The organism is Paractinoplanes pyxinae (genome assembly GCF_026626335.1).
Taxonomy (GTDB): Bacteria; Actinomycetota; Actinomycetes; order Mycobacteriales; family Micromonosporaceae; genus Actinoplanes; species Actinoplanes pyxinae.
The window spans coordinates 65225-89457 of sequence record NZ_JAPNTZ010000019.1 but is presented as its reverse complement, the minus strand read 5'-3'; the positions used below and the strand labels follow the sequence as shown (position 1 = coordinate 89457).

Below are 24233 nucleotides of genomic sequence, written 5' to 3'. Positions count from 1 at the left end.
GCCGCGTAGGCCACCGGGAAGAGGTCTGGAGCCTGCGCGGCGATGGCCCTGTTCGTGGCGCGTACGGACCGAGCCGGTAGGCCGTCAGCCGGGTTCGGACTCGTGGCCGGCCGGGTGGGAGCGCAGCAGGCCGTCGTAGGCGTGTTCGGCTGTCATGTCGCCGGTGATTACTCGGTGGATCGTGCGGGTGATGGGCATGGGCAGGTTGTGGCGGTCGGCCAGCTGGACCGCGGCGTGCACAGTCTTGACGCCCTCGGCTACCTGGCCCATCTCGGCCAGGATGTCGTCGAGGCTGCGGCCCCGGCCCAGCTGTTCGCCGACGTAGCGGTTGCGGCTGTGCGGGCTTATGCACGTGGCCACCAGGTCGCCCATGCCGGCCAGGCCGGACAGCGTGCTGGGTTCGCCGCCCATGGCTACGGCCAGCGTGGTCAGTTCGGCCAGGCCGCGGGAGATCACGCCGGCCCGGGTGTTGTCGCCTACTCCCAGGCCCTGGGCGATGCCGGTGGCTATGGCCACGACGTTCTTCAGCGCGCCGCCGATCTCGCAGCCGATCACGTCGTGATTGGTGTAGACGCGCAGCAGGCCGCGGCGGAACACCCGCTGCAGTTCGGCGGCGACGGCCAGGTCCTCGGTGGCGATCACCGTCGCCGCCGCCATGCCGGCCATGATTTCTTTGGCCAGGTTGGGGCCGGTGAGGGCGGCCGCCGGGTGGCCCGGCAGCACGTCCTTGATCACTTCGGTCATCCGGAGCAGGGAGTCGCGTTCCAGGCCCTTGCTGAGGCTGACCACCGGGATCCACGGGTGCAGGTCGGGCCGCACCTTTTCCAGGGTGGCGCGGAACGCCCCGGTGGGCACGCCGACGACCAGCAGTTCGGCGTGCGCCGCGGCCTCGGCCAGGTCGGCCGTGGCCCGCAGCCGCTCCGGCAGGGGGAAACCCGCGAGGTAACGCTCGTTGGTGTGCTTGGCGTTGATCTCGTCCGCGGCGGCCGGGTCGCGGGCCCAGATCAGCGACTCGTGGTCGCGCCGGGTGAGCACCGACGCGACGGTCGTGCCCCACGAACCCGCGCCCAGCACGGTGACCCGCATGGTTCCCCCCTCGCCCAAGACCTACTGGTTGCGGAGCTTGCCCCAGACGTGCCAGTGCGTGATCTCGACCTGGGCGCTCACCCGGGGGCTCTCGCGGTTGGCGTAGGGCCCGCCGCCGTAGTGGCGGGAGAGGCGGTCGATGTCGCGCAGGCCCTCGTCGGGGACGATGGAGACTACCTTGCCCTGCAGGCTCACGTGGGTGTACCAGTCGTCCTGGGCCAGAACCGTGAGCGAGATGCGCGGGTCACGCTCCATGTGCTTGATGCGGGCGCGCTTGGCGTCGAGGCCGAGCAGGATGCGGCCGTCGTCCTCGAGCAGGTACCAGGTGGCCACGCTGACCGGGCGGCCGTCCTTGGCCACGGTGGCCATCACGGCTGGGTTGGGCAGGCGCAACATGTCGATGACCGGCTGCGGCATGGGAGTCGTAGACATGCCAGCAGCCTAGGCTTTGCCTCATGACGGTGATCGCGAAGGTGTCGGCCATCCTCGACGCCTTCACCGCCGACGACCGCGGCCTGGGGTTCGCCGAGCTGCAACGGCGTACGGGCCTGGCCAAGGCCACCCTGCACCGGCTGACCGCCGAGATGGTCGACGCCCGGCTGCTCGACCGGGCGGCCGACGGCAAGTTCCACCTCAGCGGGCGGCTGTTCGCGCTGGGCATGCGGGCGTCGGTCGAGCGGAGCCTGCTCGAGGTGGCGACCCCGTTTCTCGAGGATCTTTACGAACGTACGCATGAAACCGTGCACCTCGGCTTGCGGGAGGGCACGGAGGTTGTCTACGTCGCCAAGATCGGCGGCCACCGGCAGGCCCGGGCCCCCTCGCGGCTGGGCGGGCGGATGCCGCTGCACGCGACGGCGATCGGCAAGGCACTTCTCGCTTTCGCGCCCGATCCCGTACGAGCTGAGGTGCTGGCAGCCCCGCTGGCCCGGCTGGCGCCCCGCACCGTCACCTCGGCGCTGATCCTGCGCAAGCAACTGGACGAGGCGGCCGAGACGCGGGTGACCTTCGAGGCGGAGGAGTCGGCGGTCGGCATCGTCTGTGTCGGGGCGCCCGTGCTCGACCCGGACGACCTGGCCGTGGCCGCCGTCAGCGTGGCCGGCCCGGCGACCCGCTTCCGTCCCCAGCAGCACGCGGGCTCGGTCAAGGCGGCCGCCGCGGGCATCGCCGCCACCCTCGCCCGGCGGAAAAGTTCCGCCTAGCGGAACTCTTTCGTTCCCGGGGCGGCCGGAAATCAGGCATGGTCGGCCCATGACTACGCCCGCGGCGCAACGCCTGCTCGACGCGCAGCGCACGAAGACCCCGTGCCCGCCCGTCCGCGACCTGATCGGCTCCGACGACGTCGAGGCCGCGTACGCCGTCCAGCGGGAACTGACCGAGCTGCGGCTGCGCACGGCCCGGATCGTCGGGCACAAGATCGGCCTGACCTCGCCCGCCGTGCAGAAGCAGCTCGGGGTCGACCAGCCCGACTTCGGCGTGCTCTTCGACGACATGGACGTCAGCGCGGACGACCCGGTGCCGGTGGGCAGCCTGCTGCAGCCGCGGGTCGAGGCCGAGGTGGCGTTCCTGCTGCGGGCCGACCTGACCGGCGACTTCACGCCGGCCGACGTCGCCGCCGCGGTCGAGGTGATGGCGCCCGCGCTCGAGATCGTGGACAGCCGGATCGCCGGGTGGGACATCAGCATCGCCGACACGATCGCCGACAACGCCTCCAGCGCCCTGTTCGTGCTGGGCGACCAGCGGGTGGGGCTGGGCGCGCTGCGGCCGGTCGACATCCAGATGGAGATGAGCGTCGACGGCGCCGTCGTCTCCAAGGGCTCGGGCGCGGCCTGCCTGGGCGACCCGCTCGCGGCGCTGGCCTGGCTGGCGGCGGCGGCCCGGGACCACGGTGAGCCGCTGCGCGAGGGTCAGGTCGTGCTGTCCGGCGCGCTCGGGCCGATGGTTCCGGTGACGCCGGGCATGCAGGTCACGGCCACGCTGAGCGGGCTGGGCACGGTCTCGGCCAACTTCGGGGAGAACTGATGCGTACGAAGGTGAAGGTGGCCGTCATCGGGTCGGGCAACATCGGCACCGACCTGATGATCAAAATTCTGCGCCTCTCGGAGACGCTGGAGATCGTGGCGATGGTCGGCATCGACCCCGCCTCGGACGGGCTGGCGCGGGCCGGACGGCTGGGCGTGCCCACCACGGCCGAGGGCGTGGACGGGCTGATCGCCATGCCCGGCTTCGAGGACATCAAAATCGTCTTCGACGCCACCTCGGCCGGGGCCTATGTCGCCAATGCGGCCAAGCTCGAGCCGTACGGGAAAATTCTTGTCGATCTGACCCCGGCCGCCATCGGGCCGTTCGTGGTGCCGGCGGTCAACCTCGACCTCGAAGCCGGGGCGCGGAACATCAACATGGTCACCTGCGGCGGTCAGGCCACGATTCCGATCGTGGCCGCCGTTTCGAAGGTCGCGCCCGTTCCGTACGCGGAAATTGTCGCGTCGATCGCGTCGAAGTCCGCCGGGCCGGGCACCCGCGCCAACATCGACGAGTTCACCGAGACGACCGCGCAGGCCATCGAGAAGGTCGGGGGAGCGGGCCGGGGCAAGGCGCTGATCGTGCTGAACCCGGCCGAGCCGCCGCTGATCATGCGAGACACGGTGCTGTGCCTGGTCGACGCGCCCGAGGCCGAGACGCGCGAGGCGATCAAGGACTCGGTGGAGCAGATGGTCAAGGTGGTGGCGGGGTACGTGCCCGGCTACCGGCTCAAGCAGCAGGTGCAGATCAACCCCATTCCGGACGGGCAACCGGTGCACACTCTCGTCGGTGCGGCCGCCGTGACCCATCAGGTGTCGGTCTTCCTCGAGGTCGAAGGCGCCGCCCACTACCTGCCGGCGTACGCGGGAAATCTCGACATCATGACTTCGGCGGCCATCGCCGCGGCGGAGAGGCTTGCGGCATGACGAAGATCTTTGTGCAGGACGTGACGTTGCGGGACGGGATGCACGCCGTCCGGCACCGGATGGAACTCGACTCGGTGGCCAAGATCGTCGGGGCGCTCGATGCGGCCGGCGTGGACGGCATCGAGGTGTCGCACGGCGACGGCCTGGCCGGCAGCAGCCTGACGTACGGGCCGGGCTCGCACACCGACTGGGAGTGGCTGGAGGTGGCGGCGGCCAACATCTCGCGGGCCCGCCTGACCACGCTGCTGCTGCCCGGCATCGGCACGATCGCCGAGCTCAAGCAGGCGTACGCGCTGGGGGTCCGCTCGGTCCGGATCGCCACCCACTGCACCGAGGCCGACGTCTCCGCGCAGCACATCGCCACCGCGCGCGAACTGGGCATGGACGTCAGCGGCTTCCTGATGATGAGCCACATGGCGCCCCCTTCTCTTCTGGCCGAGCAGGCCAAGCTGATGGAGTCGTACGGCGCCCACTGCGTCTACGTCACCGACTCCGGCGGCCGGCTGATGATGGACGGCGTACGGGACCGGATCCGGGCCTACCGCGACGTGCTCGACCCGGCCACCGAGATCGGCATCCACGCCCACGAGAACCTGTCACTGTCGGTGGCCAACTCGATGGTCGCCGTCGAGGAAGGTGTGTACCGGGTCGACGCCTCCCTTGCGGGTCAGGGCGCGGGCGCCGGCAACTGCCCGATCGAGCCGTTCGTGGCCGTGGCCAACCTCAAGGGCTGGGAGCACAACTGCGACCTGTTCGCGCTGCAGGACGCGGCCGAGGACCTCGTGCGCCCGCTGCAGGACCGCCCGGTGCGGGTCGACCGCGAGACGCTGACCCTCGGCTACGCGGGCGTCTACAGCTCGTTCCTGCGGCACGCCGAGGTGGCGGCCGAGCGGTACGGCGTGGACGTGCGCGACCTGCTGGTCGAGGTGGGCAAGCGGGGTCTGGTCGGCGGTCAGGAGGACCTGATCGTGGACATCGCTCTCGACCTGACCTCTTGACCGCTCATTAGTATGTGTCAATGCGTCGCTTGCTTGCCGTGCTCGCGCTCCTCCTGCCGTCCTTCGTGGTCGCGTCGCCGGCCCGGGCCGCGGCCGACGATCTGCTCGACCGCCTGAAGGCGATCCCCGGGCTGACCGTCGTCTCGGAGAGCGCGCCCACCGGCTACCGGTTCTTCGTGCTCACCTATCGCCAGCCGGCCGACCATCGGCATCCGGGTCAGGGCACGTACGAGCAACGACTCACGCTGCTGCACCGGTCGGTCGACGCTCCGGTGGTGCTGGCGACCGGTGGGTACGGGCTGGCGGCCAACCCGACGGCCGGGCGCACCGAGCCGACCCGGCTGCTGGACGCCAACCAGGTGTCGGTGGAGCACCGCTTCTTCACGCCGTCACGGCCGGCGCCGGCCGACTGGTCGGACCTGACCATCTGGCAGGAGGCGAGCGACGAGCACCGGATCGTGCAGGCGCTCAAGACCATCTACTCGGCCAAGTGGATCCAGACGGGAGCCAGCAAGGGCGGCATGACGTCGGTCTACCACCGGCGGTTCTATCCGAACGACATCGACGGCGTGGTGGCCTATGTGGCGCCCAACGACTCGCTGAACGACCTAGACGGGGCGTACGACCGGTTCTTCCGTACGGTGGGCGACCCCGCCTGCCGCAGCGCGCTCGACACCGTGCAGAAAGAGGCGTTGAAGCGGCGGGATCGGCTCGTGCCCCGCCTGGAAGCGTCGGGTTTGTCGTACGCGCGGACGCTCGGGACGGCCGACCGGGCGTTCGAGATGACCGTGCTCGACACGGTGTGGGCGTTCTGGCAGTACAGCCTGGCCGCCGACTGCGCGGACGTGCCGCCCGCCACCGCCACCGACGACGAGCTGTTCGACTGGATCGACGGCGTGGCCGGCTGGTCGTTCTACACCGACCAGGGCCTCGAACCCTATTTCCCGTACTACTACCAGGCGGCCACCCAGCTCGGCTGGCCGTCGCTGGGCTTCGAGCACCTGCGCGGCCTGCGGCGCTACCCCGGCCTCTACACGGCGAACTCGTCGCTGCCGGCCGAGCTGCGCCGTCCGCACAACCCGCTGCCGATGATCGACGTCGACCTCTGGGTGCGCACGTTGTCGCAGCGCATGATGTTCGTCTACGGCGAGAACGACCCGTGGGGCGCCGAGCGCTTCACGCCGAGCCGGCGGGATTCCGCGCTCTACGTCGCGCCCGGCGCCAACCACGGCGCGAACATCTCACGCCTGAACCCGGCCGACGCCGCCGAGGCCACCGCCACGCTGCGCCGCTGGGCCGGCGTCACTGCCACCACCCTGACCCAGCGGCCGGCCGCCGAGCTGCCCTTCGAGGACATGCTGGAGCCGCGCCGCTAGGTCGTCGCGGGTGGTCAGCTCATGCGGATCTCGACCAGGACGGCCTTGGGGAAGTCGTTGCCCGCGCCGGGGTCGATCGCGACGGGCTCGTTGGGCTCGACCTCGAACTCCTTGGTTTCGGCGTTGGGGTCGCCGGAGACTTTGGCCTTGACGATCAGGTCTTCGGTGCCGCCGCGGACGCCGAAGGTGCCGGGGACCTCGAGGGTGAGGAAGCCCTTGGTGCCGATGCTCTTGAAGCAGTAGTAGTAGCCGAACGGTGGCAGGCCGGCGGTGGATTTCTCGACCTGGATGAGCCCGACCGGGCATTGGCCGTCGTCGAGGGTGCGCTTGGAGTCGAACAGGATGTGCCCGTCACCCTTGAACAGTTTCAGGTCGTGCTCGGCCAGGATGGCTGCGGCGCCCGGGTGGGTGTAGTCCTCGACCAGCGACGGCGGTGTGTCATCGGCTTGGGCCGCGGTGACGCCCGAGACGGCCACGCCGATACCGCCGGCGACCGCGAGGACAGCAAGAGCCGAGAGCGCCTTGGCACCCTTCATGTTTGTTTCCCCCGTTGAGAATGTGGCCGCTCACTCACCCCCGTGGCGAGAGCCGGCGGCTGGAACCCTATCCGCGGTGATCAATGCCCGCAACCCGGTGTGACTCTGTGCGCAGAGTTGTTGGCCAACGGCGATCTTCGATATCCTCCGGGCGCCTTGTACAGCTTCCACGGGGGGTGCCGTCACAGTGCGGTCCAATCATGCTGCCCTGATCAGATCAGGGCCTTTCCTTTCCGGCCTCAGATCCTTGGCCACCGTTCTCGTCCTGGTCCTGTTCGCCTCGCTGCTGTCCGCGGGTTCGCCCGCCGCGGCCGCCGAGGACGTGGACATGGACCGCCAGGAGGCGGTCTGGGACCTCTCGGCCGGCGGCCCGTCGGTGCGGCGGGCGGCCGAGGCCGCGCTGACCGGCTCGGACGCCGACCTGCAGACCTATCTGGACAGCGGCTACGACGCGGCCATGGAGGCCGACGAGCGCTCGGCGGCCCAGGTGCTCGCGGCCATGGACGGTCCGACCGTGCGGGGCGCGGCCGAGCAGGCCCTGGCCGGCTCCCGGGCCCAGGTGCAGGCGTTCATCGACGACGGCTGGCACAAGCCGTTCGAAGCGGACGAGCGGATCCGCGCCTACCGGCTCATCGAGGGCGGCGGCCCGACCATGAAGGCGGCCGCTCAGCGGGCGCTCGAGGGCTCGGCCGACGACATGACCGAGTTCATGAGCTCGGGGCGGGACGCGGCCCAGTACGCCGACGAGCGGCTCGAGGCGACGCGGATGCTCACCGGCGCCGTCAACAACAGCGGTCCGGTGCTGGACGCCGCGGCCAAGGAGGCCCTGGCCGGCACCGCCGACCAACTGCACGACTTCCTCGCTCGCGGCCAGTTCACGGCCCGGGCCCGGGACAAAGAGACGGCCCAGCTCACCGCGCTGACCACGCAGGCCCGCGACGCCGGGCTGGACACGGCACGCGAGGCGCTGGCCGCTCAGGAGGCCTCGGAGCGGGCCGAGCAGGCGGCCGCGCAGGCCAAGGGCGCCGCCCAGACCGCGGCGGCCGAGGCCAAGGCGGCCGGCAAGGACGCGGCGAAGGCGTCGGCGGCGGCCGGCCGGGCGGCGGACGCCGCTCAGGGCGCGGCCAACGCGGCCCGCGAGGCGATCAGCGCCTCGAACGCGGCGATGCGGGCGGCCCGGGTCGCGGCCGACGCGTCCCGGCGGGCCCAGTCGGCGGCATCCCTGACGGCGCAGGCGGCGGCCCGCGCCCAGCGGGCGGCGTCGGCGGCCCACCTGAACGCCGGCGACGCCCGGCTCGCCCGCGAGGCCGCCGAGGCGGCCCGCGACGCGGCGGCCAAGGCGCGCGAGCTGGCCCAGGTCAAGGCCGAGTCCGACCGGGCCCAGGCCCAGGCGAAGGCGGCCTCCCAGGCGGCCAAGCGGGCGAGCGGGAACGCGGCCGCGGCCGGTCTGGCCGCCGACGAGGCCGGGCGGCAGTCCGGCGTCTCGGCCGCGCAGGCCGCTCGGGCCCGTAACGCGGCCGGTGAGGCCGCCGCCGCGGCGGCCACCGCCGACCGTGCGGCGGACCGGGCCGAGGCCCTGGCCGCGTCCGCGGCCAAGGCGTCGCAGGAGGCCTTCGCCTTCGCGGCGCGGGCGGCCGAGCACGCCGACAACGCGGCCGCGGCGGCCATCCGGGCTGCCGAGGCCGCCGAAGCGGGCCGCAAGTCCGCGGTGGAGGCGTACGAGCGCGCACAGGCGGCGGTCGAGTCGGCCAACCTGGCCGTGCAGGCGGCCGGTGACGCCGCCACTGTCGAGAAGCTGGCCCGCGAGGAGGACGAGGCGCGACGGGCCGAGTGGACCCAGCAGGGTGTGCTGGCCGCGCAGGAGGCGCTGACCGTCGAGCGGGCGGTGACCGCGTCCGGCGGCGAGGCCGCGGCGTGGAACCGGACGCTGGCCTGGGACACCGCCGAGCAGGACCGCATCGACGCGGGCACCCGGCAGCTGCTGGACCAGGCGAGCGTGTCCGGCGCCTCGACCGCGGTGGTGCTCGACAACGGGCGGCGGGCGGCCCTCGCGCTGACCACGACCGGGGGCGACTGGACGAAGAAAGCCGCCGAGGCCGTGCTGACCGGCGGCGAGACCGAGCTGCGGTCGTGGCTGACCGAGGGCCGGCGCTTCGCGGCGGGCCAGGACGACCGGGCCCGGGCCTGGCGGCTGGTCGACACGCTGCCCGACGGGGCCGAGAAGACCGCGGTCCAGACCGCGCTGAACGGTGACGACGCGACAGTCGAGGCGTTCCTGCGCACCCGGGCCTACCCGGGCAAGGTCGGTCTCGACCGGCAGAAGCTCTACGCGATCATCGCGGCCGCGACCGACATGCCGAACCTGAAGGCGGCGGCCCAGAAGGCGCTGGCCGGCACGGCCACCGAGGCGCATGTGTTCCTGCGGGACGGGCAGCACGCGGCCCGGGCGGCCGACGAGCGCCTGCTGGCGTACCGGGCCATGGACTGCGAATGCCCCGAGGTCAAGGCGGCGGGACAGGTCGCGCTGGCCGGTCCGGCCTCGTACGTGTCGTACTTCCTGGCCGTCGGCCGCTACGACGCCGCGCAGCTCGACGCCGAGCAGACGGCCCACGTCAACTCGATGCGGGCGCTGGTCGGGCAGGCCCAGCAGTACGCGAACACCGCGCTCTACGACGCCAACAAGGCGGGCGAGGCGGCGCAGCGGGCGCGCAACCTCTCGGCCGACGCGGACAAGTTCGCCGCGGCGGCTCGGGCGGCGTCCACAAAGGCGGAAGAGCACCGGCAGAACGCCGCCACCGCGGCCACCGCCGCGCAGAAGTCGGCCGAGCAGGCCGCCGCCAGCGCGACCACGGCCCGCAACGCGGCCAACTCGGCGCAGGCGTCGGCCAGCCGGGCGGCCCAGTCCGCCGCGACCGCCACGGCCGCGTCGCACCGGGCGCAGCAGTCGGCCACCGCGGCGTACCGGGCCGCGGAGTCGGCTCGGGCGGACGCGCAGGCGGCCGGCAAGGACGCGGCGGCCGCCGACGTCGCGGCCAAGCAGGCCGCCGCGATCTACTCGGCGAAGGTGAAGGAGTGGGAGGCGCAGCAGCGCAGCACCGCTCCGGGCAGCGGCGCCGACGGCCAGGGCACCGCCGCCGACGACCAGAAGACGTGGGGCTGTCTGGTCCTCGATCCGTCCGCGGTGTCGTCCGAGTGCATCAAGGTGTACAAGGACTTCGCCGGCGCGCTGATCGACCCGGCCAAGTGCAGCAACCCGGCGAACAACGGCACCTCCGGCTGCGCGATGCTCGGCGACATCAAGGAACTGGTCGGCGAGAACCAGGAACTGCTGCTCGACGTCCTGCAGTTCACCCTTATGGCCTGCGGCCTGATCCCCGGCGCGGGTGAGGTGTGCGACGGCATCGACGCGGCGGTCTCGTTCGGTCGCGGCGACTACGTCGGTGGCATCCTGTCCGGCTTCTCGGCCATTCCGGTGCTGGGGTACGCCGCGACCGGCATCAAGGCGTTCAAGAACTCGGACAAGCTGCGCTCCATCAAGGAGCTGTTCGAGAAGCTCTTCAAGCGGTGCAAGGGAAGCAGTTTCGTTCCGGGCACGCTGGTCGTGCTGGCCAGTGGCCGCCGGGTCGCTATCGAACAGGTCCAGAAGGACGACGAGGTCCAGGCGACCGAGCCGACGGTCGGCGGCGTCGCGGCGAAGGCGGTGGCGGGCACCACGACGTCCGTCGGCGTCAAGCGGATCATCGACATCGGCATCGACGACGACAACAACCCGAGCACCGAGCCGGTCGTCGTCTCGGCCACCCAGAGCCACCCGTTCTGGGTTCCGCCGCTGAACGCCTGGGTTCCGGCCTCGGCCCTGGCCGCGGGCATGCCGCTGCTGGGCCTGGACGGCAATCGGGTGCAGGTCGCCACGGTCACCGAACGCACCGTGACGACCCAGGTTCACAACCTCAGCATCGCCGAGGTTCCGACCTATTACGTGGCGGCCGGCAACGCGGCGGTTCTGGTCCACAACTGCCCGGTCAAGATTCCGGAGGACCCGCCGAAGCCCCCGGTCTACGAGAACAACGGGCACCACGACCCGTACGGCGGAACGGAGCCGTACAACCCGCGGAAGTGCGTTCTGCCGGCCGACGCGGAAGAGCAGTTCGCGAACAGCATCGACATCGAGGGCGTCCGCTGGGCCAAGATCGGCAAGGGCAAGAAGGCCGTCTACTACCGGTACTTCAACGATCAGAACGGCAACTGGCACTTCAGCGGAGCCAGTAACGGCGTCCGGAAGAACGGCCAGCCCGATCCGATCGAGGAACAAGACATCCCGATCCAGATCAAGCGCAAGAAGTGATTGACGAACCGCCCCGCCGGCTCTGGCGGGGCGGTTCTCTTTCTCCATTCCCAGGATGCTAATTTTGGTGACGTCATGACGCAGCCCTTCGGCGATCGCGCCACATTCAGTGTGGAAATAGGCGAATTCACGTCGCCCACTCTTCGCGTCGTCGACCTGTGGGCCGGCGGTAAACGGCTGACCGTGGACGACAACGAGGCTTACGTGTCGTCGCTGGTCCTTTACATGCGTCGGGACGCGGAACGGGTCCGGCAACGCGCCATCAAGCCGTGCCCGTTCCCGGAAAACACGCCGGAAGAAATCTTCGAACTGCTTCGGGCCGACCAGACCGGTTTCCGGCAGCAGTTCTGGTTCATGCGGTGGAGCGAGATCGTCGACAATGTGTCGATGTACGCCTACCTGGACGGCGACCTCGTGATCGTCTTCCAGTTCCGGCGGCCGAGTCATCCCTTCCCGGAAGATCGGGGCAAGGTGTTCGTGGCCCGGATCCGGCCGGACGAATTCGCGGACACTGTGGAGCGGGCGGCCGACCGGCTCGACGCCGAGCGCTAGCTCCGGCCCGGCCGGCGGCCCGGGGTGACCAGCCCGTTCTCGTAGCCGAAGACCACGGCGTGCACCCGGTCGCGCAGGCTCAGCTTGTGCAGGATCCGGCTCACGTGGGTCTTGGTGGTCTGCTCGGCGATGAACAGCTCCTTGGCGATCTCGGCGTTGGACATGCCCATCGCGACGTGCCGCAGGACCTCGCGTTCCCGGTCGGTCAGCGCGTTCAGGGCCGTCGTGGGCGGGGTGGGCTGGGCGTCGACGAAGTTCTCGATCAGGCGGCGGGTGATGCTGGGGGAGAGCAGGGACTCGCTGTTGGCCACCACGCGCACGGCCCGCATGAGCTCTTCGGGCTCGCTGTCCTTCAGCAGGAAACCGCTCGCTCCTGCGCGCAACGCCTCGTACACGTAATCATCGATGTCGAACGTCGTGAGCATCAGCACCTTCGGGCTCTCGCCGGGCGCGGCCAGCAGCTCGCGGGTGGCGGCCAGGCCGTCGAGCTCGGGCATGCGGACGTCCATCAGAACCACGTCGGGGCGCAGCGTACGGGCCTTGTCGATCGCCACCCGGCCGTTCTCGGCCTCGCCGACCACCGACAGATCGGGCTGGGAATCGAGGATCGCGTGGATGCCGGCGCGGATCATCGGCTGGTCGTCGACCACGAGCACGCGGATCATGCGGGGTCCTCCTTTTCTTCCTTTTCTTCCAGCGGGAACGACGCTTCTACGCGATAGCCGCCCTCGGGGCGCGGGCCGGCCTGCAGCGTGCCGCCGGCCAGCCGGGCCCGCTCGCGCATGCCGACCAGGCCATGACCGGCGGCCGGCGATTCCTCGATCGCGCGCGGGACCTCGGTCGGCAGGTCGTTCTCGACGACGACGACCAGCGAGCCGTCGTCCACGCTGACCCTGATGCGGGTCGGCGCGCCAGGCGCGTGCCGCACGACGTTGCTCAGCGACTCCTGCACGATCCGGTACGCGGCCAGCCCCACGGTGTCGGGCAGCTCGGTGTCGGCCACCTCCAGCTCGACCGGGATGCCACCACGGCGTACGGAATCGGCCAATTCGCCCAGATGCTGGAGGTCGGGCATCGGCCGCAGCTCGTTGTCGGCGTCCTCGTCGCGCAGCAGCGCCAGCAGCTGCCGCATCTCACGCAGTGCGCCCCGCGTGCCCGCGGCGATCCGGCCGAACTCGGCCTTCGACTCCGGGTCAAGGTCCTTAATCCGGTACGCGGCCGAGGTGGCCTGCATGTGGATGACCGACATGCTGTGCGCCACGACGTCGTGCAGCTCGCGGGCGATGCGGTTGCGCTCCTCGACCAGGGCCCGCTGCGCGTGCTCGAGCTCGACGTCGCGGTAGGCCTCGGCCAGCTGGCGGCGGGCCTCGTCGCGCTGGCGCCAGGCGATCGCGCCGAACACGACCAGCACCGAGGTGGTGGCGTACAGCACCAACGGGCCGGCGGCGTCGTCGAGCAGCCGGCCGCGCGGGTCGGCCAGCACCAGCAGGATGCCGGCCAGGATGCTGGCCCACCAGGTGACGACGGCGTCGCGCCACGCCCGGGTGGCGGCGATCAGCCCGATGTGCGCCACCAGCAGAACCATCACGGGAAGGGTCAGGGGCCACATGTCGTCGCTGTCCGGCTGCACCCAGGCGAACGTCGCCACCCCGGCCAGCTGCAGGACAAGAGCGAGCCAGGGCCGGCGCAGGGCCAGCGGCAGCGCTGCGCACTGGGCGGTGGCGGCGGCGTACGAGACCAGCAGCGGCACGTCGTAGACCGAGGTCATCAGCAGCGACGTCGTGATCAGCAAAACGCCGGCCGCCGCCCCCACGACCAGCACCCACAGCCGTCTCACCGGTTCCACACCGGCGACGTTACCCACCCGGAACCGCTGCGGGCGTCCCACCGGCGAACCATCCGACCCCCTACCACGGAGCTACGCGGAAGGGCCCCGCGGACGGACGCCCGGTGCGCAACCTTCCCCGGAACCTTCTCGGCATGGATCTGACACAGGCCGTGCTGCAGCACCCGTACCTGGTGCTCGGGCCGATGGTGCTCGTCGAGGGCCCGGCCGCGACCATCGCCGCGGGCACGCTCGTCGGCGCCGGGCTGGCCGTGTTCTGGCCGATCTGGGCGATCGTCGTGCTGGCCGAGGTGGTCGGGGACAGCCTGCTCTACCTGCTGGGCCGGTGGGCGCGGCGGCCGTGGGCGGCGCGAGTGCTGCGCAAGCTGCGGGTGCACCGGCTGGCCGAGATGCCGCTGCCCCGGCTGGTCGTCACGGCCAAACTCGTCGACGTCTTCGCGCTGCCGGCCTTCGTCTCGGCCGGGCTGTCCCGGATCCCGTATCGGCGGTTCGCCGCCTGGGTCGGGGCGATTGCGGCCGTACGAGGTCTGGTGCTGATCGGTCTGGGCGCCCTGCTCGGCAGCCGTCTGACCGGGCTGCTCGACCGGCCCGGCGGCATCTTCCTGCTCACCGCGGCCGTCGCCGTGCCGGTCGCGCTGTTCCACCTCGTCTCTCGTCACTATTTCCGGAAGGGAAACCCCTCATGCGCATCCTCATCGGAGCCGACACCTACGCCCCTCACGTCAACGGCGCCGCCGCCTTTGCCCAGCGCCTGGCCGTGGCGCTGACTGTGCGGCACGAGGTGCATGTCGCCGTGCCGTCCACGGGCTATCGCAGTTCCACCGGAATGACCCGCGACGGCGTGGTCGAGCACCGCGTGCGGTCGCTGCCGATGCCCGGCCATCCCGGCTTCCGCTTCTGCGCGCCGCTGGGGCTGAGGGCGGAGGCCCGGCGAATCCTCGACGAGGTGCAGCCGGACGTGCTGCACGTGCAGAGCCACTTCCCCCTGTGCCGGGCACTGATCGAAGCTGCACGTTCGCGCAAAATCCTGATCGTCGCGACCAACCACTTCATGCCCGAAAACCTGGTCCACTACCTACCGATCGGCGAGGCGGCCCGGCTGAGCGTGCACGGCTGGGCGTGGCGCGACGCCGCCCGGGTCTTCGCCTTGGCCGACGTGGTCACCGCGCCGACGCCTTACGCCGCCGCGCTGGCCACGGTGGCCGGGGTGCCCGGCCCGGTCCTGCCCATCTCGAACGGGGTTGATCTAGCGCGCTTCCGTTCCCACACCGAGACCGGTTCGCAGGTCGACGGCGGCTCGCAGGCCGGTGTCAGCGCGTCGTTTGAGACCGGCTCACGGGCCGGGACCGGTTCGTGGGCCGAGGCTGGCTCGCGGGCTGAGTCCGGTTCGCAGGCTGGGAGTGGCTCGCCGGCTGGAGTCGGTTCGTGCGTGGGAACCGGTTCGCGAGCTGAGACCGACTCGCAGCCTGGGTTTGTTTCGCCGGCTGAAGTCGGTTCGTGGGCCGGAACCGGCTCGCGGACTGAAGGCGGTTCGCATGTTGGGGTCGGTTCACGGGCCGAGATTGGTTCGCGGTCCGAGATCGGCGAGTTCCGTCTGCGTTATGGAGTGCCGGACAAGCCCGCGATCACCTACGTGGGACGACTGGACGCCGAGAAGAACCTGGACGTGGTCATCCGCGCGTTCGCGAAGGTGCGCGCGAGCATGGACGCGCAGTTGTTGCTCGTCGGTGCCGGCGCCGAACGGCCGAAGTTGAGCGAATTGGCCGCGGAAATGAACATAAGCGAGCATGTGACGTTCACCGGTTTCGTGCCCGACGAAGACCTCCCGTCCGCGTACGCCGCCACGACGGTCTTCGTGAACGCCGGCACCGCCGAACTGCAAAGCCTGGTCACCCTGGAGGCAATGGCCAGCGGCCGCCCGGTGGTAGGGGCGGACGCCGCCGCCCTGCCCCACCTGGTCGAGAACGGAGGAACCGGCTACCTGTTCCCGCCCGGCGACAGCGACGCCCTGGCCGACCGCCTGATGCTCCTGCTCGGCGACCCGCAGCACGCGCAGGCCTTGGGCCGCAAAGCTCGCGCCGTAGCCGAACAGCACGACGAGTCCCGAACGGTGGCCGCCTTCGAGCAGCTGTACGCGATCCGCCGCGCCCCCGCACCCGCCGAGGTCCCCGCATGACGACCGCAACCGCCCACGAAGACCCGCTGCCGGGGAAAGCCGTCGGGTCTCCGCAAGACCGCACCGAGCCCGCTCGCTCAGGCGTTGCACGTTCGGACAACGTTCGCTCAGAAACTGCACACTCGCGCAACGTTCGCTCAGAAGTCGCGCACTCAGGCGATGACCGCTCAGAGGTTGCACATTCGCACAGCGCTCGGTCAGAGGTTGCGTATCCGGACGGTGCCGGCTCGGGCGTTGAGCGTTTGGATGATGCTCGCGCGGAGGTTGCACGTTCGCTCAGCGTTCGCTCAGAGGCCGCGCACTCGGACGACGCCCGCTCAGGGATTGCATGTTCGTGCAGTGCCGGCTCGGGCGTTGAGCGTTCGGACGACGCCCGCTCAGGGGTTGCATGTTCGCGCAGTGCTCAGTCAGAGATTGAGCGTTCAGACGATGCTCGCGCAGGGGTTGCACGTTTGCGCAGTTTTGGCTCGGGCGTTGAGCGTTCGGACGATGCTCGCGCAGGGGTTGCACGTTTGCGCAGTTTTGGCTCGGGCGTTGAGCGTTCGGACGATGCTCGCGCAGGGGTTGCACGTTCGCGCAGTTCTGGCTCGGACGTTGAGCGTTCGGACGACGCTCGCGCAGGGGTTGCACGTTCGCGCAGTTCTGGCTCGGACGTTGAGCGTTCGGACGATGCTCGCGCAGAAGTTGCACGTTCGCGCAGTGAGCGCTCGTCCGTTGCTCGCGCTGAAGTTGCACCTTCGCTCAGTGCTCGCTCAGATGTGGAGCGCTCGGACGATGGTCATCGAGACAAAGCTCATGGGATTGTTGCTGGTGGTGAGCCAGCCTACTTCGAGCCGGTTCGTTCGGGCGCGGCGCATGGTGAGCTGGCCGGCTTGGATGCCGCCCTGGCCGAGGCTGCGCGTTCGAACCTCAAACGCTCAGGTGTTGGGCATTCAGGTGACGGTCGCCCGGAGGTTGCGCGTTTGAGCGGGGCTCGCTCGAGGGCTGGGCATTCGGGTGACGGTCGCCCGGGGGTTGCGCGTTTGAGCGGGGTTCGCTCGGGGGCTGGGCATTCGGGTGACGGTCGCCCGGAGGTTGCGCGTTTGAGCGCGGCTCGCTCGGGGGCCGGGCGTTTGAGCGATGGTCGGGCGGGTGTTGAGCGGTTGGAGGTGGGACGGGGGCGGTGGTTTCGGAACGCTCGGCTGAGCCTTGGGGTGTCGGCTGTGGCGGGGGTGGGGCTGCTCTTCGTTGGGGATGTCGATCCCGTCAAGGAGATGTTGAGCGACGCGATTCAGACCTTGCCGGGGGCGTTGCTGTTGATGGTGGCGGCTTCTGGGTTGGCGGTCAGTGGGTTGTGGCTGCTCGCGGGGGTTCGGCGGGTGTTGCCGCGGGCTGGGGTGGTCAGCTGGATGCTTGCGGTCTGGTGTGTGTCGCTCGTGGCGGTGGCGTTCTGTCCTACCAATCTGCCGGGGACGGAACCGGGCCTGGTCGCGGTGGTGCATCGGGTGGGCGCGGGTTTGATGGCTGCTCTGCCGCCGTTGATCGCGCTGATAGTGGCGGAAAAGGCTGGGCGGGTGGGGGAGACGGGGCGTGTTCGCCGCCTCCGCGCGGCGGGGCTGGCGGCGTTGGCTGCCTGTGTCGCGTTCGGCGTCGCGCATGGGCCGACCGTGTTGTTCGGCTCGGAACTCTTTCCGTACGCGGGATTGGCCGAACGCATCCTGCTGGCTCTCGTCCTGGTGGTGGTCGGGCTGTGTGCGTGGGTGCTCGATGGGGTGAACCAGCCCGGCTCGACGAGCGGCGAGGGCAGCGTCATGTCGCCCGGCTCGACGGAGCGGACTTCGGTCGTGATGAGTGAGGCCGGGTCGGCGGGCGTGCGGGTCTGGGAGGGCGAGCCATGATGGAGCTGATCGCGGGGATGATGGCGTCCCCGGCCATCTATCCGGTGGTTTTCGTGCTCGCGCTGCTCGATGCGATTCTGCCGATCGTGCCGTCGGAGACTGTCGTCATCGCGGCTGCTGTCTTTGCTGTCTCGGGTGTGCCGTCGCTGCCGCTGATCATTGTGCTGGCTGCGGTGGGGGCATTCGTTGGTGACCACATCGGGTATGCGCTCGGGCGGTGGTTGAGCCGTCGCCGGCCCGGCGGGCGGCTGGCTCGGGCCGCGGCTCGGGTCGCGCCGCACCTGCACCGCCGTGGGGGAGCGCTCATCATCGCCGGGCGGTTCGTTCCGGGTGGGCGCACCGCGGTGGTGACGGCCGGCGGAGCGACCGGTTATCCGCTGGCCCGTTTCTCACTGTTCACCGCTGTCGCCGCTGCGCTGTGGGCGACGTACTCGGGAATCATCGGTTTGCTGGGCGGAGCCGCCTTCGAGGCCAACCCGGCTATGGGTCTGCTGGCCGGTCTCGGCATCGCGATGGGCGTCACCCTGGCCGGCGAGGTGATCCGGCGCCTGCGCGCGTCGAGAAAAGCGTCAAGAGAAGCATCGAGAAGAGCCGACCTCGCCACGCAACCGGCACCCGAATTGGTGCGGTGATCACTCACATCCGTGTTCTGGCGGGGGAGTCGGTGGCGCAGTGCGGTGAGCTGTGCGTGGGGTGCGGGTACTGCCTAGGCTGGGCGGATACTCGACATACGGGGTGAGGGCGGCCCGGGCGTGCTGCTGTTGCCGGGCGGGGCGGCGGCCGTCGAAGGGTTCTTCCCGGGGCTGGCCGAGGGGCTGATCGCCGATCCGGGGTGCCGCGTGATCCTGCACGAGCGGCCGGGTACGGGCAGTTCGACGGTCGACGGGTCGCTGGCCCGGGCCACCAAGGATCTACATGCCACGCTGGCCGAGGCGGGGATCGGGCCGGTGGTGGTGATCGGGCAGAGCCTGGGCGCGGCGGTGGCGGCGCTGCTGGCCCGGGACTTTCCGGGGGATGTGGCGGGGCTGGTGCTCATCGACCCGTCGCCGGTCAATGACGTGGCCATGGCCAAGCGGCTGGTGCAGACGATGGGTACGGTCGAGCGGCTGCACAATCTTCCGGTGCTCGGGCGGGTGGTGCGGCCGCTCATCGGCGCGGTCGGCGTCAACAAGCACGTGAAGCGGGCGACCCGGCCGGACGTCCGGGCGGCCTGGGAGAAGATGCGGGAGATCGACGTGCCGCAGCTGGGGCGGGCGGCCCGGGGGCTGGACGTGATCGCCGCCGGGTTCCGGGAAGCGGATCTGCCGCGGATGCCGGCCGTGGTGGTCACCGCGGACCGCAAGGCCGAAGCGCCCATGCGGCAGGCCCACCAGCGGCTGGCCACCGCCCTCGGCGCGCAGTTGGTGTCGTGGCCCGGGGCCGACCACAACGCTCAGCTCACCCACCCCGACGAGGTGCTCGAGGTGAGCCGCGACGTCGTCCGGCGGGTCCGGGCGGGCTTGCGCTAGCCCGGCGTACGGCGTGATTGTGGCAGTCAGGATCCGGGGCGTGACACTCGACCGGTTGTCCCCGCGGGCTCGACGGGTGATCGCCGGCGTTGCCGCGGTGGTCGCCCTGGGCACGATCGCGTTGCGCGCCTTCGTCTTCCGCGACCAGACCGGGTGGGAATTCGGTTTGTGGGCGCTGCAAGGCCTGGCGATGGCCGTCGGATGGGTGGCCGCGCGCACCTCCCGGCAGGTCGAGCCCAGGCGCGGCGTCGACCCGAAGGCGAGACGTTTGCACTGGTAGCTGCGATGCTCGTGGAATGCGCATATGTCGCACTTTGTCGGCGGTGTTGATGGTGGTGGTGACGGCCGGCTGCGGAACGGACCGGACCGCCCGGGAGGCATCGGCAGCCCCGACAAGAAGCCCGGCGAGCCCGATGAGCCCCGCCCGCTCGTGGCCGCCCCTGGACTGGCCGACCTTCAAGCTGCCGTCGTCGCCTGTACCCAGTGCCACAACGACCCCGGCGCCGCCTGCCACCACCACGACTAGCCGCAATACCGGGCGGGTGAGCGACGGCTGGGAGGTCACCGTCTATTACACGGCGGTGGAGGAGTTCCACGACGGCGAACCTGAGGAGGTCACCGGCTGCCGCAAGCTGGACTGCTCCAACGGCGACGACAGCCTGGGCACCTACCCCGAGGACTTCGTCCAAGCCGTCCAGGACGAGGGAACCGGGCGCACCGCTTCCGGCCGGTACCTGAATTGGTCGTACGACGTCGGTTTCTGGCTTGATTCGCAGCCACGCAGTTCCGACGGCCGGGCGCTCGTCCCGTTCGTCTCGGCGGCCGCCGACCCCGGCGTGCTGCCGCACGGCACCCGCTTCGCCATCACCGCCTGCGGTCACCAGGACGACGGCTCGGCTCTGCCCGCCGTCACCTGTGCGGCGTTGCGGCGCGCGTCCTGGCTGATCACCGACGAGTTCACGCCCGGGCTGGGCGGTAACCGGCACATCGACGCCTACATCGGCCCCGAGACCGGCCCCGGCTTCACCGGCTCCGACTGGTACGTGACCCTGCACGGCGCCCGACTGACGATCGGCTGAGCCGGCCACAACGGCTAGACCGCGAACGTCGTGCCGATGCCCATTCCCGTTATCCATTCCGGTACGGGTTCGTAGCTGTCCCACACCAGCGGGAGCCCGGCCGCCGCGTGCCCCACCAGCCACGTACGAACCTCATGGCCCCCGCTACCCGCCTCGTGCTCCAGCTTCTCGTGGCCCAGCGCGACGATCGGGCTGAGGTCCCGGGAGTACAGCTGCCGCAGGAACCACTGGTCCCACGACGCGTTGACCGGCGCTTCGGGATTGCCCGCCATGGCCCGTACGCGCGGCTCCCGCACAGCTGCGAAGGCGCGCGCGTCCTTGCGGCCGTGGATGAGCGAGTCGCGCCTCTCGCCGGCCACCGACGGATCGCGCGGATCGTTGGAGGGCAACCAGTGCGACAGCCCGCCGCTGGCCACGATCAGCACCCGCTCGTCCCCGGGCGCGCGGCGGATCGCTTCGCCCAGGGCCTTTCCCAGCGCCACACACCGGGCGAGCGACGGCAGCGGCGGCGCGGCCGTGTTCAGCACCAGCGGCACGAGCGGCACCGAGAACCCGGTCGTCATCTCGTAGCTCTGCACCACGCCGTGATCGACAGTGAGCGCGTACGACAACGACACGTCGAATCCGGCCTCGTCCAGCCCGTCCCGCACGGCCCAGGCCAGCGGGGCGGCGACCGGCAGCTCCCCGGAGAAGCTGCCGAAGTCGCCGAACGCGGTGGCCTTCTCGACGCCGAGCACGAACGGCGGCATCTGGTCGTAGAAGTTGGCGTGGAAGTGGTCCGGCCCGATCACCACGACCGCGTCCGGCGCCAGCGCGGTCACCGCCCGCGCGACCCGCGCCGCATCGCTCAGGAAACGGCCGCCCGGGCCGCCGGTGAAGGGCAGCAGCGTCGCGAACGGCGAGTGCGACATGCCGGCGAAGCCCACGATCTCGCTCATACGCCGGCCTCCCGCTGGAGCAGGAACAGCCGGTGCGTGTCCAGGTATTCGCCGACCTTCTCCCATTGCGGCCAGTGGCCGGCGTCGGCGATGACGTGCAGCCGGGCGTCGGGCAGCCAGTCCAGCAGCATCTCGGCCTCGTCGAGCCCGCCGGTCGGATCGTGCTCCGTCCACAGCAGAAGCGTCGGCGCGGAGATCTTGCCGACCCAGCCCGCCTCCCACGCGTACGCCTTACGTACCAACGGATCCTGCAGCACCAGCGTGTTGGTGATGGCCTGCACGAAACCCGGCCGGCTGTAGACCGCCTGCCGCAGGCCGACCAGCTCGTCGGTCACCATTTCCTTGTGGTGGAACAGGAACTCGATGCGGCGGCGCACCGTGTCGTCGCTGGGGTCGAGCACCGCGGCCATCGTGCTGTCGCGCATCCGGGCCATCACCTCGGGCTTGTTGGCGATGTTGCCCGGCGTGTTCAGCACCAGCCGATCCACGCGCGCGGGGTGGAAGGCGGCCGTCCACGCCACCACCCAGCCGCCGAGCGATTCGCCGCTCAGATGGGCGCGTTCGATGCCCAGCGCGTCCATCAGACCGATCAGGTGATCCGACAGAACATCGATGGTGTACGGGTGATCCGGCGTCGCCGACCAGCCGTGCCCCACCATGTCGTACGCCGTGACGCGGAAGTCCTCCGCCAGGCCGGCCAGATCCCGCGCGTACGCCTCCAGGTGCCCGCCCGTGCCGTGCAGCAGAATGAGATCGGGCCCGCTGCCGGCCTGCAGGACCCGGGTGCGCACGCCGCCCACATCGACGTGGCGGAGCGTGTGGTCCAGCGTCGCCAGCTCACCCCAGATGCTGATGTGCGTCATAAGCCTTCCTTGCCTGTTCGACGGTCACCAGGCCCGCGCTCTGCCGGCGGGCGATTCCGAGTTGGCTCAGCAGCCGCGAGTTCTCGATGGTGAGGAACTCGACCGGCTCGTCGGGAGAGTCGTTGTAGTGGCGGTGCCAGGTCCACGGCGGCGTGTAGACGAAGGCGCCCGTCTCCCACCGCGACGACTCGTCCTCGAGTTCGGTGTGCCCGCGCCCGCTGATCACGAAGTGCACGGTCTCGTGGTAGTGCCGCTGCATGTCCGAGCTGAGGCCGGGCGGGATGGTCTGCCGGAAAATCTCGAACGTGCTCGTCGGCAGCGTCCCGGCCACCCGCAAAGTGGTCGGGTTGTGCACCTGGTTCGCCGGCAGCGTCTCGAGTTCGTGGTCGTGCACCACGAACGGCCGGACCGCGCCGGGCTTCACCACGTCCGAGATCGCGCCCAGGAACGCTGCCATGTCGAAGGACATCAGGGTGTCTCCGTTCTGCCGCCGTCGACCGTGAGCACGGTCCCGTTGACGTAGCTTGCGGCGTCCGACGCGAGGAAGGCGATGGCTTCGCCGATCTCCTCCGGCCGGCCCGCTCGCCCGGCCGGCACGGTGGCCACGTCGGCCGCCTGCGCCGCTTCGAGAAAAGCCGCCTGCGCCGCTTCAACGGAAGCCGCCTGCGCCGCTTCGAGTGAGCCGGCGCGGGCGCTGAGGATCTCGCGCCGGCGCTCGGTGTCCGTCGGTCCCGGCGCCACGCAGTTGACCGTCACGCCCCGATCGGCGTACTCGCGGGAAAGCAGTTTCGCGGCGCTGGTCGCCGCCGCCCGCAGGACCACGCTGGCCGCGAGGTCGGGCTGCGGCTGGCGTACGGCCGTCGACGTCACGAGGACGACCCGGCCGAAACCGCGCGACGCCATCGCAGGCAGCGCCGCCCGGGCCAGCCGCAGCGGTCCTCGGAGCAGCAGGTCGAACGCCTGCTGCCAGCCGTCGTCGCCGATCGCGAGGACGCGGCCCGGCGGCGGCCCGCCGGCGTTGAGTACCAGCACGTCCACCTCGGCCACGACCGGCGGGCACTCGACGGCCAGGTCGGCCACCACCGCGGCGCCCGAGACCGCGGCCGCCGCCTTGTCCAGCTTCTCGCGGTGGCGGCCGGCCACGATGACGTCGTGACCGGAACGGGCCAGGCACTCGGCGGCGGCGAACCCGATCCCGGACCCGCCACCGCCGACGAACGCTCTTCTTCGGCTGTGGGGCACGGGGTTAGCCTGACCGCCATGACTGCCGAGGCCCTACCGTGAGTCCCGCTGAGCGGGACACCGGATCGCTGGGCGGGCTCGACCGGGCCGCCGCCATCCTCGGCGCCTTCGACGAGCAGCACCGCGAGCTCAGCCTGGCCGCGCTGGTGGCCCGGTGCGGCCTGCCCCGCTCGACCACCCACCGCACGGCCGACAAGATGCTCAAGCTGGGCTGGCTCGACAAACCGGCCGGTCGCTACCGCGTCGGCAACCGCATCTTCGAGCTCTCCGGCCTCGCCCCCGTGCGCCACCAGCTGCGCGAGGCGGCCCTGCCCTACCTGCAGGACCTGCACCACGCGACCCGGCTCACCGTGCAGCTGGGCGTGCTCAGCGGCACCCAGGTGCTGCTCGTCGAGAAGATCACCGGGCATCGGCCGATGCCGATGCTGTCGCAGGTCGGGGCGATGCTGCCGGCCCACTGCTCGGCGCTCGGCCGGGCGATTCTCGCGTACAGCGACGAGGAAGCCGTGCAGGCGGTCGTCGACGCCGGGATGGAACGCCGCACCCCGCGCACGATGACCACGGCCACTGCCCTGCGGCGGGAGCTGGCCGCCATCCCGGACCGCGGCTTGGCCGTCGAACGCGAGGAGGGCAACGTGGGGATCAGCTGCGTGGCCGCCCCGATCTTCGGTCCGCTGGGGGCCGTGGTGGCCGCCGTCTCGGTCACCGGGCCGGTCGCGCTGGTGCGGGCCGACCGGGCCGGACCGGCCGTACGCCTGGCCGCGGCGGCCACCTCCCGGGCGTACAGCAGCTTTTCGTCCCGCTGAGCGGGACCGCCGTTTGGGCCGTGAGCGCCGCGAGCCGCAGGCTGTGACCCAGTGCACAGC

Annotated in this window: 25 protein-coding genes; 16 read left to right on the top strand and 9 right to left on the bottom strand. The window is 70.9% G+C overall.

The window, feature by feature from the left end; genetic code table 11:
* Positions 1-84: 84 nt before the first annotated feature.
* Both OWR29_RS40275 and OWR29_RS40270 read right to left on the bottom strand, forming a co-directional pair.
* The gene (locus OWR29_RS40275; RefSeq protein ID WP_267568839.1) at positions 85-1086 is read right to left on the bottom strand and encodes an NAD(P)H-dependent glycerol-3-phosphate dehydrogenase; all 1002 of its coding nucleotides are present in this window, start codon (positions 1084-1086) and stop codon (positions 85-87) included.
* Positions 1087-1107: 21 nt separating this feature from the next.
* Positions 1108-1518 (bottom strand): TIGR03618 family F420-dependent PPOX class oxidoreductase, encoded by a 411-nt coding sequence (locus OWR29_RS40270; RefSeq protein WP_267568838.1) that lies wholly within the window; start codon positions 1516-1518, stop codon positions 1108-1110.
* A gap of 23 nt (positions 1519-1541) precedes the next feature.
* Here OWR29_RS40270 and OWR29_RS40265 point away from each other — a divergent pair, with 23 nt between their 5' ends.
* Genes OWR29_RS40265 through OWR29_RS40245 form a run of 5 tightly spaced genes read left to right on the top strand, consistent with a single transcriptional unit; the run spans position 1542 to position 6405 of the window.
* A complete protein-coding gene (locus OWR29_RS40265) occupies positions 1542-2285 on the top strand; it encodes an IclR family transcriptional regulator (RefSeq protein ID WP_267568837.1) in 744 nt (247 codons plus the stop codon).
* A gap of 49 nt (positions 2286-2334) precedes the next feature.
* A complete protein-coding gene (locus tag OWR29_RS40260; RefSeq protein WP_267568836.1) occupies positions 2335-3105 on the top strand; it encodes a 2-keto-4-pentenoate hydratase in 771 nt (256 codons plus the stop codon).
* Complete coding sequence (locus tag OWR29_RS40255) at positions 3105-4031, top strand: acetaldehyde dehydrogenase (acetylating) (RefSeq protein ID WP_267568835.1); 927 nt, start codon at positions 3105-3107, stop codon at positions 4029-4031. The genes OWR29_RS40260 and OWR29_RS40255 overlap by 1 nt, the downstream gene beginning before the upstream one ends.
* Positions 4028-5029, top strand: coding sequence for a 4-hydroxy-2-oxovalerate aldolase (gene dmpG, locus OWR29_RS40250; RefSeq protein ID WP_267568834.1), 1002 nt, complete (start codon positions 4028-4030; stop codon positions 5027-5029). Before OWR29_RS40255 ends, dmpG begins: the two co-directional genes overlap by 4 nt.
* 20 nt (positions 5030-5049) lie before the next feature.
* Positions 5050-6405 (top strand): S28 family serine protease, encoded by a 1356-nt coding sequence (locus OWR29_RS40245; protein WP_267568833.1) that lies wholly within the window; start codon positions 5050-5052, stop codon positions 6403-6405.
* Between the two features lie 14 nt (positions 6406-6419).
* On the opposite strand, the gene OWR29_RS40240 is transcribed toward OWR29_RS40245, so the two are convergent.
* Positions 6420-6941, bottom strand: a complete 522-nt coding sequence (locus tag OWR29_RS40240; RefSeq protein ID WP_267568832.1) for a hypothetical protein — start codon at positions 6939-6941, stop codon at positions 6420-6422.
* A gap of 247 nt (positions 6942-7188) precedes the next feature.
* Here OWR29_RS40240 and OWR29_RS40235 point away from each other — a divergent pair, with 247 nt between their 5' ends.
* Together OWR29_RS40235 and OWR29_RS40230 are read left to right on the top strand one after the other, a co-directional pair.
* The gene (locus tag OWR29_RS40235) at positions 7189-11286 is read left to right on the top strand and encodes an ALF repeat-containing protein (protein WP_267568831.1); all 4098 of its coding nucleotides are present in this window, start codon (positions 7189-7191) and stop codon (positions 11284-11286) included.
* Positions 11287-11361: 75 nt separating this feature from the next.
* A complete protein-coding gene (locus OWR29_RS40230; protein WP_267568830.1) occupies positions 11362-11838 on the top strand; it encodes a hypothetical protein in 477 nt (158 codons plus the stop codon).
* Here OWR29_RS40230 and OWR29_RS40225 read toward each other — a convergent pair.
* Positions 11835-12503, bottom strand: coding sequence for a response regulator (locus OWR29_RS40225; protein ID WP_267568829.1), 669 nt, complete (start codon positions 12501-12503; stop codon positions 11835-11837). The genes OWR29_RS40230 and OWR29_RS40225 overlap by 4 nt on opposite strands.
* Complete coding sequence (locus tag OWR29_RS40220; RefSeq protein ID WP_267568827.1) at positions 12500-13684, bottom strand: sensor histidine kinase; 1185 nt, start codon at positions 13682-13684, stop codon at positions 12500-12502. The genes OWR29_RS40225 and OWR29_RS40220 overlap by 4 nt, the downstream gene beginning before the upstream one ends.
* Before the next feature lie 134 nt (positions 13685-13818).
* Here OWR29_RS40220 and OWR29_RS40215 point away from each other — a divergent pair, with 134 nt between their 5' ends.
* The 8 genes from OWR29_RS40215 (at position 13819) to OWR29_RS40180 (ending at position 20324) form a co-directional block, all read left to right on the top strand.
* Positions 13819-14451 carry a DedA family protein gene (locus OWR29_RS40215; RefSeq protein WP_267568826.1) on the top strand — a complete coding sequence of 211 codons (633 nt, stop codon included), beginning with the start codon at positions 13819-13821 and terminating at the stop codon, positions 14449-14451.
* Positions 14367-15860, top strand: a complete 1494-nt coding sequence (locus tag OWR29_RS40210; protein ID WP_267568825.1) for a glycosyltransferase — start codon at positions 14367-14369, stop codon at positions 15858-15860. The genes OWR29_RS40215 and OWR29_RS40210 overlap by 85 nt, the downstream gene beginning before the upstream one ends.
* A gap of 1202 nt (positions 15861-17062) precedes the next feature.
* The gene (locus OWR29_RS40205; RefSeq protein ID WP_267568824.1) at positions 17063-17737 is read left to right on the top strand and encodes a DUF998 domain-containing protein; all 675 of its coding nucleotides are present in this window, start codon (positions 17063-17065) and stop codon (positions 17735-17737) included.
* Positions 17734-18369 (top strand): DedA family protein, encoded by a 636-nt coding sequence (locus OWR29_RS40200; RefSeq protein ID WP_267568823.1) that lies wholly within the window; start codon positions 17734-17736, stop codon positions 18367-18369. The genes OWR29_RS40205 and OWR29_RS40200 overlap by 4 nt, the downstream gene beginning before the upstream one ends.
* Positions 18370-18489: 120 nt before the next feature.
* The gene (locus OWR29_RS40195; RefSeq protein WP_267568822.1) at positions 18490-19245 is read left to right on the top strand and encodes an alpha/beta fold hydrolase; all 756 of its coding nucleotides are present in this window, start codon (positions 18490-18492) and stop codon (positions 19243-19245) included.
* Between the two features lie 40 nt (positions 19246-19285).
* Positions 19286-19525: a hypothetical protein gene (locus OWR29_RS40190; protein ID WP_267568821.1), complete on the top strand. Its 240-nt coding sequence runs from the start codon at positions 19286-19288 to the stop codon at positions 19523-19525.
* Positions 19526-19549: 24 nt separating this feature from the next.
* Positions 19550-19771 carry a hypothetical protein gene (locus tag OWR29_RS40185; protein WP_267568820.1) on the top strand — a complete coding sequence of 74 codons (222 nt, stop codon included), beginning with the start codon at positions 19550-19552 and terminating at the stop codon, positions 19769-19771.
* A gap of 16 nt (positions 19772-19787) precedes the next feature.
* A complete protein-coding gene (locus tag OWR29_RS40180) occupies positions 19788-20324 on the top strand; it encodes an RlpA-like double-psi beta-barrel domain-containing protein (RefSeq protein ID WP_267568819.1) in 537 nt (178 codons plus the stop codon).
* Between the two features lie 14 nt (positions 20325-20338).
* On the opposite strand, the gene OWR29_RS40175 is transcribed toward OWR29_RS40180, so the two are convergent.
* Genes OWR29_RS40175 through OWR29_RS40160 form a run of 4 tightly spaced genes read right to left on the bottom strand, consistent with a single transcriptional unit; the run spans position 20339 to position 23367 of the window.
* Positions 20339-21262 carry a DODA-type extradiol aromatic ring-opening family dioxygenase gene (locus OWR29_RS40175; protein WP_267568818.1) on the bottom strand — a complete coding sequence of 308 codons (924 nt, stop codon included), beginning with the start codon at positions 21260-21262 and terminating at the stop codon, positions 20339-20341.
* Positions 21259-22125: an alpha/beta fold hydrolase gene (locus OWR29_RS40170; protein WP_267568817.1), complete on the bottom strand. Its 867-nt coding sequence runs from the start codon at positions 22123-22125 to the stop codon at positions 21259-21261. The genes OWR29_RS40175 and OWR29_RS40170 overlap by 4 nt, the downstream gene beginning before the upstream one ends.
* Complete coding sequence (locus tag OWR29_RS40165) at positions 22100-22594, bottom strand: cupin domain-containing protein (protein WP_267568816.1); 495 nt, start codon at positions 22592-22594, stop codon at positions 22100-22102. The genes OWR29_RS40170 and OWR29_RS40165 overlap by 26 nt, the downstream gene beginning before the upstream one ends.
* Complete coding sequence (locus OWR29_RS40160; RefSeq protein ID WP_267568815.1) at positions 22594-23367, bottom strand: SDR family oxidoreductase; 774 nt, start codon at positions 23365-23367, stop codon at positions 22594-22596. Before OWR29_RS40160 ends, OWR29_RS40165 begins: the two co-directional genes overlap by 1 nt.
* Before the next feature lie 38 nt (positions 23368-23405).
* Between OWR29_RS40160 and OWR29_RS40155 the strand changes: the two genes are divergently transcribed.
* The gene (locus tag OWR29_RS40155; protein ID WP_267568814.1) at positions 23406-24173 is read left to right on the top strand and encodes an IclR family transcriptional regulator; all 768 of its coding nucleotides are present in this window, start codon (positions 23406-23408) and stop codon (positions 24171-24173) included.
* Positions 24174-24233: the final 60 nt, after the last annotated feature.

What these genes read in the sequence shown, in the direction of transcription:
- OWR29_RS40210 (WP_267568825.1), top strand. Translation starts at nt 14,367, where the DNA reads ATGCGCATCCTCATCGGAGCCGACACCTACGCCCCTCACGTCAACGGC.
- OWR29_RS40240 (WP_267568832.1), bottom strand. Translation starts at nt 6,941, where the DNA reads ATGAAGGGTGCCAAGGCGCTCTCGGCTCTTGCTGTCCTCGCGGTCGCC.
- OWR29_RS40245 (WP_267568833.1), top strand. Translation starts at nt 5,050, where the DNA reads ATGCGTCGCTTGCTTGCCGTGCTCGCGCTCCTCCTGCCGTCCTTCGTG.
- OWR29_RS40170 (WP_267568817.1), bottom strand. Translation starts at nt 22,125, where the DNA reads ATGACGCACATCAGCATCTGGGGTGAGCTGGCGACGCTGGACCACACG.
- OWR29_RS40265 (WP_267568837.1), top strand. Translation starts at nt 1,542, where the DNA reads ATGACGGTGATCGCGAAGGTGTCGGCCATCCTCGACGCCTTCACCGCC.
- OWR29_RS40225 (WP_267568829.1), bottom strand. Translation starts at nt 12,503, where the DNA reads ATGATCCGCGTGCTCGTGGTCGACGACCAGCCGATGATCCGCGCCGGC.
- dmpG (WP_267568834.1), top strand. Translation starts at nt 4,028, where the DNA reads ATGACGAAGATCTTTGTGCAGGACGTGACGTTGCGGGACGGGATGCAC.
- OWR29_RS40255 (WP_267568835.1), top strand. Translation starts at nt 3,105, where the DNA reads ATGCGTACGAAGGTGAAGGTGGCCGTCATCGGGTCGGGCAACATCGGC.
- OWR29_RS40215 (WP_267568826.1), top strand. Translation starts at nt 13,819, where the DNA reads ATGGATCTGACACAGGCCGTGCTGCAGCACCCGTACCTGGTGCTCGGG.
- OWR29_RS40275 (WP_267568839.1), bottom strand. Translation starts at nt 1,086, where the DNA reads ATGCGGGTCACCGTGCTGGGCGCGGGTTCGTGGGGCACGACCGTCGCG.
- OWR29_RS40185 (WP_267568820.1), top strand. Translation starts at nt 19,550, where the DNA reads ATGTCGCACTTTGTCGGCGGTGTTGATGGTGGTGGTGACGGCCGGCTG.
- OWR29_RS40165 (WP_267568816.1), bottom strand. Translation starts at nt 22,594, where the DNA reads ATGTCCTTCGACATGGCAGCGTTCCTGGGCGCGATCTCGGACGTGGTG.
- OWR29_RS40230 (WP_267568830.1), top strand. Translation starts at nt 11,362, where the DNA reads ATGACGCAGCCCTTCGGCGATCGCGCCACATTCAGTGTGGAAATAGGC.
- OWR29_RS40270 (WP_267568838.1), bottom strand. Translation starts at nt 1,518, where the DNA reads ATGTCTACGACTCCCATGCCGCAGCCGGTCATCGACATGTTGCGCCTG.
- OWR29_RS40175 (WP_267568818.1), bottom strand. Translation starts at nt 21,262, where the DNA reads ATGAGCGAGATCGTGGGCTTCGCCGGCATGTCGCACTCGCCGTTCGCG.
- OWR29_RS40260 (WP_267568836.1), top strand. Translation starts at nt 2,335, where the DNA reads ATGACTACGCCCGCGGCGCAACGCCTGCTCGACGCGCAGCGCACGAAG.
- OWR29_RS40200 (WP_267568823.1), top strand. Translation starts at nt 17,734, where the DNA reads ATGATGGAGCTGATCGCGGGGATGATGGCGTCCCCGGCCATCTATCCG.